The organism is Pseudomonas sp. UYEF17 (assembly GCF_040546125.1).
GTDB lineage: Bacteria > Pseudomonadota > Gammaproteobacteria > Pseudomonadales > Pseudomonadaceae > Aquipseudomonas > Aquipseudomonas putida_Z.
In genome coordinates this window covers 1-9,481 of the sequence record NZ_JBEPNE010000040.1, presented here as the reverse complement: position 1 = coordinate 9,481, position 9,481 = coordinate 1, and the positions used below count along the sequence as shown (strand labels likewise).

The window sequence follows — 9,481 nt, the reverse complement described above, 5'->3', positions numbered from 1 at the left end:
CCCCATCCATGGGGCCTCAGCGCTTGACGGGCATCCATGCCCGTCACCTCCCTCCGCAGTCCCTTCGCTCGGCCTCCTGAAGTCGCAATCGGCGGTGCCTGAACTACCGCGCGCTTAGAAGCAAAAGCAAAAGCAAAAGCAAAAGCAAAAGCAAAAGCAACGGCAACGGCAACGGCAACGGCAACGGCAGTTGGATGGTTCCCGGGAACCCGGCGAACGTCGCCGACCTCTCAGTTCCATAGGCCTTCTTAGGAGGATGCCGCCCATGAAACACCTGATGCCTTGGTTATTGGCTGCCAGCCTGACTGCCTGCGGCGAAACCGCCCTGCTGAATGTACTCGACGGCAGTGGCCCAACCCCCCAGCTGCCTGCTCCGGTCAAGACCACCCTCCCCACCGTGAATATCGCCCCGGCAGTGGGCTGGCCCAAGGACGTCAAGCCCGAAGCAGCACCAGGCACTCAGGTGAAAGCGTTCGCCACTGGGCTCGACCACCCTCGCTGGCTATACCTGCTGCCCAACGGAGACGTGCTGGTAGCTGAAACCAATGCCCCGCCTAAACCCGAAGATGGCAAGGGCCTGCGCGGTTGGGTCATGAAGAAGGTGATGAAGCGGGCAGGTGCAGGCGTGCCCAGCGCCAACCGCATTACCCTGCTACGGGATGCCGACCACGACGGCGTGGCTGAAATCCGCACGACCTTCATCGAAGAGCTCAACTCACCGTTCGGCATGGCCCTGGTCGGCAAGGACCTCTACGTCGCCAACACCGACAGGCTGCTGCGCTTTCACTACGAGCCCGGAGCCATGCAAATTCGCAATGAAGGCCAGCCGGTAGTCGAGTTGCCAGGCGGGCCGCTCAACCACCACTGGACCAAGAACGTCATCGCCAGCCCCGATGGCAAGAAGCTTTTCGTGACGGTCGGCTCCAACAGCAACGTAGGCGAAAACGGTATGGACAAGGAACAGGGACGCGCCGCGGTCTGGGAAGTGGACCCCGCCAGCGGCCAGCACCGCCTGTTCGCCACCGGCCTGCGCAACCCTAACGGCCTGGCCTGGGAGCCGCACAGCGGCGCGTTGTGGACGGCAGTCAACGAGCGTGACGAGATCGGTAGCGATCTGGTACCGGACTACATCACTTCCGTGAAGGACGGCGGTTTCTATGGTTGGCCCTACAGCTACTACGGCCGCCACGTGGACGAGCGCGTGCAACCGCCAGCGCCTGAAAAAGTAGCCCAGGCGCTGGTGCCCGACTACGCCGTGGGCCCTCACACGGCATCGCTGGGGCTGGCATTCGCCGAACCAAATGGGCTACCACCGCCCTTCGAACAAGGGGCATTCGTGGGCCAGCACGGGTCGTGGAACCGCAAGCCACACAGTGGCTACAAGGTGATTTTCGTGCCGTTCGACCCATCAGGAAAGCCCTCGGGCAAGCCCGTAGACCTGCTTACCGGTTTTCTGGATGAGCATGGCAAGGCCCAAGGGCGCCCGGTCGGCGTAATCACCGACGGGCGTGGCGGCGTGCTGGTAGCCGATGATGTCGGCAATGTGGTCTGGCGGGTGAGCAAAGCCCCGCCTGTCCTCAGGGGTTCTGCGCCAGATGCCCTTGCGGAATGACGCGCTTGGCCTGCAGGTAAGCCTTGGCCCAGTAGCTGTTGGACAGGTAGTCAAGGCGCACCGTGCCGCCGCTGGAGGGTGCATGCACGAAGCGCCCTTCCCCCACATAAATGCCAGCATGGCTGACCTGCGAGCCGCCACTGGTGGCGAAGAACACCAAGTCACCGGACTGCAGCGACTTGGCATCCACGGTTGGCGCGCGCATGACGATCATCTCACGCGTCGAACGCGGCAGGCTTATGCCAGCCGCATCACGGTAGACGTACTTGATCAGGCCACTGCAATCGAAACCGGAGTCCGGCGTGTTGCCGCCCCAGCGATAAGGCGTGCCCACCAGGCCGATAGCACGCATCAGCACGTCATCGGCAATCGGCGAAGGGCTGGGCTGGCTATAGGTTACCTGCGGCTGTACCACAGGGGCCGGCGCAGGCGCACGGCTGGAGCAGGCAGCCAGCAAGGCTGCCAAGGAGAGAAATGCGAAGCGCGCCATCTTTACCATGGCCAGAACATCCTGTCTGAGTCCGCTGGGCCGCAGCCGAAAAGAATTGAGAATTTAGATTAGACGCTTTCTATAAATGCGCACGGCGGCGAGCTTTTTTCAAAGCATCGCCGCCGCGGCAGAATATATCATTTTGCTATCAGTTGCGCGCGATATTGGTGGTCGGCGCCATGGCCAAGGCACGCTTGGCTTCGATGAAGGTCTTGCTCCAGTAGCGGTCACCGAGGCTGTCGATGCGCACGCCACCACTGCGGCGGCTGCTGGAGTGGATGAACTGGTTGTCACCCAGGTAGATGCCGGCATGGCTCACGCGGCCGCGACCATTGGTGCTGAAGAACAGCAGGTCACCTGGCTTGAGCTTGTTGCGGGCCACTTTCGGGGCATCGACGTTGATCATTTCACGCGTGGAACGCGGCAGGGTCACGCCCGCCTCTTCGCGGAACAGGTAGCCGATGAAACCACTGCAGTCGAAGCCGGACTTCTCCGAGGTACCACCGAAGCGGTAGCGGGTGCCGATCAGCGACATGCCGCGCTCGAGAATGCTGTCAGCCAGAACTGGCAACTGGTAAGGCTTGCTGCTGGAGAAAGCCTCCAGGTCATCTTCGGTGGCCAGCTCTTCCGGCTCGCCGAATACCGACGAGGACGAGGCTTTGGCCTTGAACGCCGATTGTGCGGCGATCGGGGAGTGGTCCTGGGGCTGCAACTCTGAATGAGAAGCTGGGCCTTGGGCCGCGCAGCCAAAAAGCAGGGTCACAAGTGCGAGTGGCACGAGGGGTGCGAAGCGCTTCAGCATGGGCACGACCGTGTCTGTAATCCTTTAGAAGGGTGAAACTATGCCCTCTATCATGACCATTTGCAAATTTTGTCGAAAAAGATGTGACTTTTTTGTTTTGCCGCTCTGGCCCAGCGTTTTCGGGGTTACCAACCCAGGGTTTCCTTGAGGAACGGGATGGTGAGCTTGCGTTGTGCCTGCAACGAGGCCTGGTCGAGACGTTCGAGCAGGTCGAACAACGCACTCATGCTGCGTGCGCCGCGGGTGAGGATGAAGTGACCGACTTCGTCGGTAAGGTGCAGGCCACGGCGCGAAGCACGCAGTTGCAGGGCACGCAGCTTGTCTTCGTCGGACAGACCACGCATCTGGAACACCAGGGCCAGGGTCAGCCGCGACTTCAGGTCGGGCAGCTTGATCGGCAGTTCGCGCGGCGATGCCGAGGCAGCCAGCAGCAGGCGCCGGCCGCTGTCACGCAGGCGGTTGAACAGGTGGAACATGGCCTCTTCCCAATCAGCCTTGCCGGCGATCACGTGCAGGTCGTCGATGCACACCAGTTCGTACTGGGCCAGGTAGTCGAGCAGCCCTACGCCACGATCGAGCAATTGCGCCAGTGGCAGGTAGACGGCTGGCTCGCCGCGTTGCTGGAAGCGGTGGGTGGCGGCCTGTAGCAGGTGGGTACGGCCAACACCTTGCTTGCCCCACAGGTAGATAAGGCTCTCGGTCCAGCCGGCGTCGGCTTCGCATAGCCGCTCGACGTAGCCCAATGCCGCGGCATTGGCGCCCGGATAGTAGTTGATGAAGGTGGCGTCATCGCGCAGGCGCACACCCAGGGGCAACTGGATCGGTGGTTTCATGCTCGCGGGCGGTCGACAGGACCGCAGGGGGCCTTTGGTGAACAATGTGCAAAGTCTATACCCGCAGCGCGGGGCGCACAATCGCGGCAGCGGATAGCACAAGTAAAATCAACGAGTTGCGCGCCAAAAGCCTGCAATACGTGCCCTGTAGGAGCGGCCTTGTGTCGCGATGGGCCGTAAGGCGGCCCCGGCAATCCTGAGCCAGGGCAGATATCCTGGGGCCGCTGCGCGCCCCGTCGCGACACAAGGCCGCTCCTACAAAGGGCAGTGCAGCCAAACGGCCCCGGGATCACAACTCCGGGTCGATATCCCCGGCATACATGTCCGATTCCTTGTACAGGTCATGTACATGCCGCAGCAGCACCATGATCACCGCCGCCACCGGCAGCGCCAGCAACACCCCGGTAAAGCCGAACAGCTCACCGCCGGCCAGGATCGCGAAGATCACCGCCACCGGGTGCAGGCCGATACGGTCGCCGACCAGCAGCGGGGTCAGCACCATGCCTTCCAGCGCCTGCCCGACCATGAACACCGCGACGATGCCCAGCATCGGGTACAGGTCGCCGCCGAACTGGAACAGGCCAGCCACCAAGGCCGCGCCGATGCCGATGATGAAGCCCATGTACGGCACGATGGCAGCCAGCCCGGCGAGCATGCCAATCAGCAGCCCCAGCTCCAGCCCCACCAGCATCAGCCCGGCCGAATAGATGATGCCCAGGGCCACCATCACCATCAATTGCCCGCGCACGAACGCCCCCAGCACTTCATGGCATTCGCCCGCCAGGCCCATCACTTGCGGCTCACGATGGCGCGGCAACAGGCCACGCAACTTGGCCATCATCAGGTCCCAGTCACGCAACAGATAGAAACCCACCACCGGGATCAGCACCATGTTGGCCAGCCAGGCCATCAGCGCCAGGCTCGATGCAGTGGCATGGGACAGCAGCACACCGACGATATCGGTGGTCTGGCCCATGTGCGTGCCGATGGCGGCCTTGATCTTGTCGAACTTCCAGAAGCCGTCAGCCAGGCCCAGGCGGCTCTGCACCCAGGGTAGCGCCACGTGCTCGAGCCAGTCGAGCATCTGCGGCGCCAGTTCGTACAGGCGCACCAGCTGCTTGGCCAGCAGCGGCACCAATACCAGCAGCAAGGCCAGCAACAGCAAGGTAAACAGGCCGAAAACCACCACCACGCCCCAGGTGCGCGACAGCCCCAGGCGCTCCAGGCGGTCGACCAGCGGGTCGGCCAGGTAGGCCAGCAGGATGCCGACCAGGAACGGGGTAAGAATGTTGTGCAGGCTGTAAAGCAGCACGGCGACCAGCAGGGCAACGCCCAGCCAGATCCAACGACGTACGTCGGTCACGGTGTGCTCCCCTTACCAGCGAAAACGCAAACCGTCGAACGGCTTGGGTGCTGGCTGGGCCGGCACTGGTTGCCCAGCGCCGGCAGCGTCTGCGGGAGCTGGAGGGGGCTGCACAGCAGGCGCCTGCTCTACCGGTACTTCCTGCAGCTTGGCCAGGCCAAGCTGGGCGCGCAGCTGTTCGCGGTTGGCGGTCACGCCGTAGGTCAGGGTGCTGCCTTCGGCCATCTGCAGGCGCGGGCCAAAGGGTTCGAGCACGCGGGCCAGCTCGGCGTAGCGCTGCAGGTTCATCCCCTGCACTTGCACCTGCAACTGGCTGCTGGCGCCCGGGCGGGTGACGTAACGCGGCGCCAGGCGGCTGCTGAGCGCCAGCATCACGGCGTCGGCCAGTGCTGCCGGGTCGGCACCTTCGGCAGTGCCTTGTTCACGCTGGTCGCCCAGCCACAGCTGCCATTTGCCCTGCCACTTGCCGTCGGCTTCCCGGGCATGCACCGCCAGCAAGGCATCGGCGCCGTAGCGCCCTGAGGCTTCGCGCAACGCCGCAGGGTCACTGCCTTCGATCTGCTCGGCATTGGCCACCAGTTGCTCCTGCAGGTCGGCCAGCGGCAGGCGCAACGGCAGGCCACGGTGCTGCGCGGCGCGGCGCAGGGGTTGGGCGCTGGCCTGGCCGTCACCGACCAGGTTGCTGCCTTCGGCACTGTCGTTCAGCCACCAGCCCAGGATCGAGGGGCGGTTGCTGCCCCACAAGGCCAGGCCGGCCTTGCGCAAGGCCCGTTCGGTACTGCCCGGGTCGAACTCGACCAGTACCGACTCGGGTGGCCCGGCTTCGCTGGCGACCTGGTTGATGATTTGCTGCGGGTCCTTGCGCAGCCCGGCCAATGCCGGGCTTTGCGCTGCCTTGGGGTCGCCGGTCAGGCGCGTAACCAAGGTATCGAGGGCCTGGACGGTAGCCGCGGCACGGGCTTCGGCGCCCTGCCCGGATACCGGTTCGCGCACCTGGTACAGGCCGGAGACACTTTCAGCCTGGGCAGTGGCCGAGATCAGGGCCAGGCAACCGACTGCCAGAATATTGAAGAGACGCATGGAGGATTCCTGTCCATTTACCGCAATGCCTATACCTTATACATGGGGGCGCAAGGTAACCAGTCGCGAGGATGAAAGATTGGTTGCGGAGATTGCCTGGGAGATGTGATGGGTCTGACAGGTGTTCGCCGCAACAGGTTCAGAGCCTGAGCGTGCATGGCGCGGCCCTTGTGGCGCCTGCGAGATCGAGCGCCGCCCGCGCGGCGCTTCGCAGCACAAGGCTGCTCCTACATCTGTTTCGGGCCAGTTATTCCTGGGGCAGACGCGCGCGGGCCCTTGGTGTCCACCTCGATATCGTGCCGGACAAACAAGGCGGTCGCGTGCACTGGCACAGGCGTTACTGGCCCGAAACAAATGTAGGAGCAGCCTTGTGCTGCGAAGCGCCGCGCGGGCGGCGCTCGATCTCACAAGCGCCACACCTCTCGTGGCGAACACCCCCAACTTTTTACCTATTTTCATGCCCTGCCCGTCGGCCTGAGGATGGCCGCTGCCCGGCAACCCTGATAAAATCGCGCGCCTTCACAGACCACTGACGTTTCAGGCAGCCGCCGCTTACCAGCCGGCCTTGGCCGTCATGGTCGTTTTTAAGAATCCCTCCCTCCTAAAGGCCTGGATCAATGAGCAAGCAACCCTCCCTGAGCTACAAGGACGCCGGTGTAGACATCGACGCCGGCGAAGCACTGGTCGAACGCATCAAGGGCGTGGCAAAACGCACCGCACGCCCTGAAGTCATGGGTGGCCTGGGCGGCTTCGGCGCCCTCTGCGAGATCCCGGCCGGCTACAAGCAGCCGGTGCTGGTCTCCGGCACCGACGGCGTCGGCACCAAGCTGCGCCTGGCACTGAACCTGAACAAGCACGACAGCATCGGCCAGGACCTGGTCGCCATGTGCGTCAACGACCTGGTAGTGTGCGGCGCCGAGCCGCTGTTCTTCCTCGACTACTATGCCACCGGCAAACTGAACGTCGACGTGGCCGCCACCGTGGTCACCGGCATCGGTGCCGGTTGCGAACTGGCCGGCTGCTCGCTGGTTGGTGGTGAAACCGCCGAAATGCCTGGCATGTACGAGGGCGAAGACTACGACCTGGCCGGCTTCTGCGTCGGCGTGGTGGAAAAGGCCGAGATCATCGACGGCTCCAAGGTTGCCACCGGCGACGCACTGATCGCCCTGCCGTCCTCGGGCCCGCACTCCAACGGCTACTCGCTGATCCGCAAGATCCTCGAAGTGTCCGCCACCGACATCGAGAACACCCAGCTCGACGGCAAGCCACTGACCGACCTACTGATGGCGCCGACCCGCATCTACGTCAAGCCGCTGCTGCAACTGATCAAGAACACCGGCGCGGTCAAGGCCATGGCCCACATCACCGGTGGCGGCCTGCTGGACAACATCCCGCGCGTACTGCCGGCCAACGCCCAGGCGGTCATCGACGTGGCCAGCTGGCAGCGCCCGGCGGTGTTCGACTTCCTGCAGGAAAAAGGCAACGTCGACGAGCATGAAATGCACCGCGTGCTGAACTGCGGCGTCGGCATGGTCATCTGCGTGGCCCAGGATCAGGTAGAAGCTGCCCTGAACGAACTGCGCGCCGCTGGCGAGCAGCCATGGGTGATCGGCCACATCGCCGAAGCCGCCGAGGGCGCTGCCCAGGTCGAGCTGCAGAACCTCAAGGCACACTGATGCCAAGCAAGACCTGCAATGTAGTGGTACTGCTGTCGGGCTCCGGCAGCAACCTGCAAGCCCTGATCGACAGCTGCCAAGGCCAGGACAGCCAGGTGCGCATCCGTGCGGTGGTTTCCAACCGCGCCGATGCCTACGGCCTGCAACGCGCCGCGGCGGCCGGCATCGACAGCGTCGTGCTCGAGCATACCCAGTTCGACGGCCGTGAAGCCTTCGATGCCGCGCTGATGGCGCGCATCGATGCTTTCGCCCCGGACCTGGTGGTGCTGGCCGGTTTCATGCGTATCCTCAGTGGCGACTTCGTGCGCCACTACCAGGGCCGCCTGCTCAACATCCACCCGTCGCTGCTGCCCAAGTACAAGGGCCTGCATACCCACCGCCGGGCGCTGGAGGCAGGCGACGCCGAGCACGGCTGCAGCGTACACTTCGTGACTGAGGAACTCGATGGCGGCCCACTGGTCGTACAGGCTGTGGTACCGGTGGCGTCTGACGACACCGTCGAAAGCCTGGCCCAGCGGGTACACCGCCAGGAACACCTGATCTACCCGCTGGCGGTGCGCTGGTTCGCCGAAGGGCGCTTGCGCCTTGGCGAACAGGGTGCATTACTGGATGGCCAGCCCCTGGCGGCCAGCGGTCACTTGATTCGATCCTAGGAGAATTTATGCGTCGCGCCCTGCTCTTGGCTCTCGCCGTGCTCGCCCTGCCCCTCCAGGCAGCTGATCTGAAGCCTTTCTCGGCCAGCTACACCGCAGACTGGAAGCAACTGCCCATGAGCGGCACCGCCGAGCGCAGCCTGGTCAAGAATGCCAACGGTACCTGGGACCTTAACTTCAAGGCTTCCATGATGATCGCCAGCCTGACCGAGCAAAGCACCCTGCGCCTGGACAACGACACCCTGCTGCCGCAGAAGTACCACTTCGAGCGTGGCGGCCTGGGCAAGGCCAAGAAGGTCGACCTGACCTTCGACTGGAACAGCAAGAAGGTCACCGGCAGCGACCGTGGCGATGCCATCACCCTGCCGCTGAACCGTGGCGTGCTGGACAAGTCGTCCTACCAGCTGGCCCTGCAGCATGACGTGGCCGCCGGCAAGAAGAGCATGACCTACCAGGTAGTCGACGGTGACGAGATCGACACCTACGACTTCCGCGTGCTGGGCACCGAAAAGGTCACTACCAAGACCGGCCAGGTCGATGCGGTGAAGGTCGAGCGCGTGCGCGACCCAAGCCAGAGCAAGCGCATCACCGAGCTTTGGTTCGCCAAGAACTGGGACTACCTGCTGGTGCAACTGCGCCAGGTCGAGACCGATGGCAAGGAATACGTGATCGTGCTGCAGGATGGCACGGTCGATGGCAAGCCGGTGAAGGGCAACTGAGCCAGCGCTGCCTGCAGTACCCGAAGCCCCGCCTTGTGCGGGGCTTTTTTGTGCCTGCCTTGCACCGACGCCTGTAGGAGCGGCCTTGTGTCGCGATGGGGCGCGCAGCGGCCCCAGGGTCTTTGCTTCAACGCAAGATTGCCGGGGCCGCTGCGCGCCCCATCGCGACACAAGGCCGCTCCTATGTATGGACTCGCCCACACTGTCTAGCTGCTTTTGAACATAGGAACCCGGTTGCATCTATGTATCAGGC

The 9,481-nt window shown here is 63.8% G+C and carries 9 protein-coding genes; 4 read left to right on the top strand and 5 right to left on the bottom strand.

The window, feature by feature from the left end; translation table 11 throughout:
• Positions 1 to 265: 265 nt before the first annotated feature.
• Positions 266 to 1,612 (top strand): PQQ-dependent sugar dehydrogenase, encoded by a 1,347-nt coding sequence (locus tag ABIB24_RS26655; RefSeq protein ID WP_354317708.1) that lies wholly within the window; start codon positions 266 to 268, stop codon positions 1,610 to 1,612.
• Here ABIB24_RS26655 and ABIB24_RS26650 read toward each other — a convergent pair.
• From ABIB24_RS26650 to ABIB24_RS26630, 5 genes are all read right to left on the bottom strand, one after another.
• Complete coding sequence (locus ABIB24_RS26650) at positions 1,578 to 2,111, bottom strand: C40 family peptidase (RefSeq protein ID WP_013971371.1); 534 nt, start codon at positions 2,109 to 2,111, stop codon at positions 1,578 to 1,580. The two genes, ABIB24_RS26655 and ABIB24_RS26650, sit on opposite strands and share 35 nt — an antisense overlap.
• A 139-nt stretch (positions 2,112 to 2,250) precedes the next feature.
• Positions 2,251 to 2,904, bottom strand: a complete 654-nt coding sequence (locus ABIB24_RS26645; RefSeq protein WP_025338020.1) for a C40 family peptidase — start codon at positions 2,902 to 2,904, stop codon at positions 2,251 to 2,253.
• A 125-nt stretch (positions 2,905 to 3,029) separates the two neighbouring features.
• Positions 3,030 to 3,737 carry a DnaA regulatory inactivator Hda gene (hda, locus tag ABIB24_RS26640; RefSeq protein WP_013971369.1) on the bottom strand — a complete coding sequence of 236 codons (708 nt, stop codon included), beginning with the start codon at positions 3,735 to 3,737 and terminating at the stop codon, positions 3,030 to 3,032.
• 289 nt (positions 3,738 to 4,026) lie between these two features.
• Positions 4,027 to 5,100 (bottom strand): AI-2E family transporter, encoded by a 1,074-nt coding sequence (locus tag ABIB24_RS26635; protein ID WP_025338019.1) that lies wholly within the window; start codon positions 5,098 to 5,100, stop codon positions 4,027 to 4,029.
• A gap of 12 nt (positions 5,101 to 5,112) precedes the next feature.
• Positions 5,113 to 6,180 (bottom strand): DUF2066 domain-containing protein, encoded by a 1,068-nt coding sequence (locus ABIB24_RS26630; RefSeq protein ID WP_075044009.1) that lies wholly within the window; start codon positions 6,178 to 6,180, stop codon positions 5,113 to 5,115.
• Between the two features lie 617 nt (positions 6,181 to 6,797).
• Between ABIB24_RS26630 and purM the strand changes: the two genes are divergently transcribed.
• The 3 genes from purM to ABIB24_RS26615 are packed head-to-tail and all read left to right on the top strand — an operon-like array spanning position 6,798 to position 9,228.
• Entirely contained in the window at positions 6,798 to 7,856 is a 1,059-nt protein-coding gene (gene purM, locus ABIB24_RS26625) for a phosphoribosylformylglycinamidine cyclo-ligase (protein ID WP_013971366.1), read from the top strand.
• Positions 7,856 to 8,509, top strand: coding sequence for a phosphoribosylglycinamide formyltransferase (gene purN, locus ABIB24_RS26620; RefSeq protein ID WP_354317705.1), 654 nt, complete (start codon positions 7,856 to 7,858; stop codon positions 8,507 to 8,509). The genes purM and purN overlap by 1 nt, the downstream gene beginning before the upstream one ends.
• Positions 8,510 to 8,517: 8 nt before the next feature.
• A complete protein-coding gene (locus tag ABIB24_RS26615; RefSeq protein ID WP_137163183.1) occupies positions 8,518 to 9,228 on the top strand; it encodes a DUF3108 domain-containing protein in 711 nt (236 codons plus the stop codon).
• The last annotated feature ends 253 nt before the right edge of the window (positions 9,229 to 9,481 follow it).

Bases quoted from the DNA above. Each gene is read 5' to 3' on its own strand.
- purN (WP_354317705.1), top strand. From the start codon at position 7,856: ATGCCAAGCAAGACCTGCAATGTAGTGGTACTGCTGTCGGGCTCCGGC.
- purM (WP_013971366.1), top strand. From the start codon at position 6,798: ATGAGCAAGCAACCCTCCCTGAGCTACAAGGACGCCGGTGTAGACATC.
- ABIB24_RS26615 (WP_137163183.1), top strand. From the start codon at position 8,518: ATGCGTCGCGCCCTGCTCTTGGCTCTCGCCGTGCTCGCCCTGCCCCTC.
- ABIB24_RS26650 (WP_013971371.1), bottom strand. From the start codon at position 2,111: ATGGTAAAGATGGCGCGCTTCGCATTTCTCTCCTTGGCAGCCTTGCTG.
- hda (WP_013971369.1), bottom strand. From the start codon at position 3,737: ATGAAACCACCGATCCAGTTGCCCCTGGGTGTGCGCCTGCGCGATGAC.
- ABIB24_RS26630 (WP_075044009.1), bottom strand. From the start codon at position 6,180: ATGCGTCTCTTCAATATTCTGGCAGTCGGTTGCCTGGCCCTGATCTCG.
- ABIB24_RS26655 (WP_354317708.1), top strand. From the start codon at position 266: ATGAAACACCTGATGCCTTGGTTATTGGCTGCCAGCCTGACTGCCTGC.
- ABIB24_RS26645 (WP_025338020.1), bottom strand. From the start codon at position 2,904: ATGCTGAAGCGCTTCGCACCCCTCGTGCCACTCGCACTTGTGACCCTG.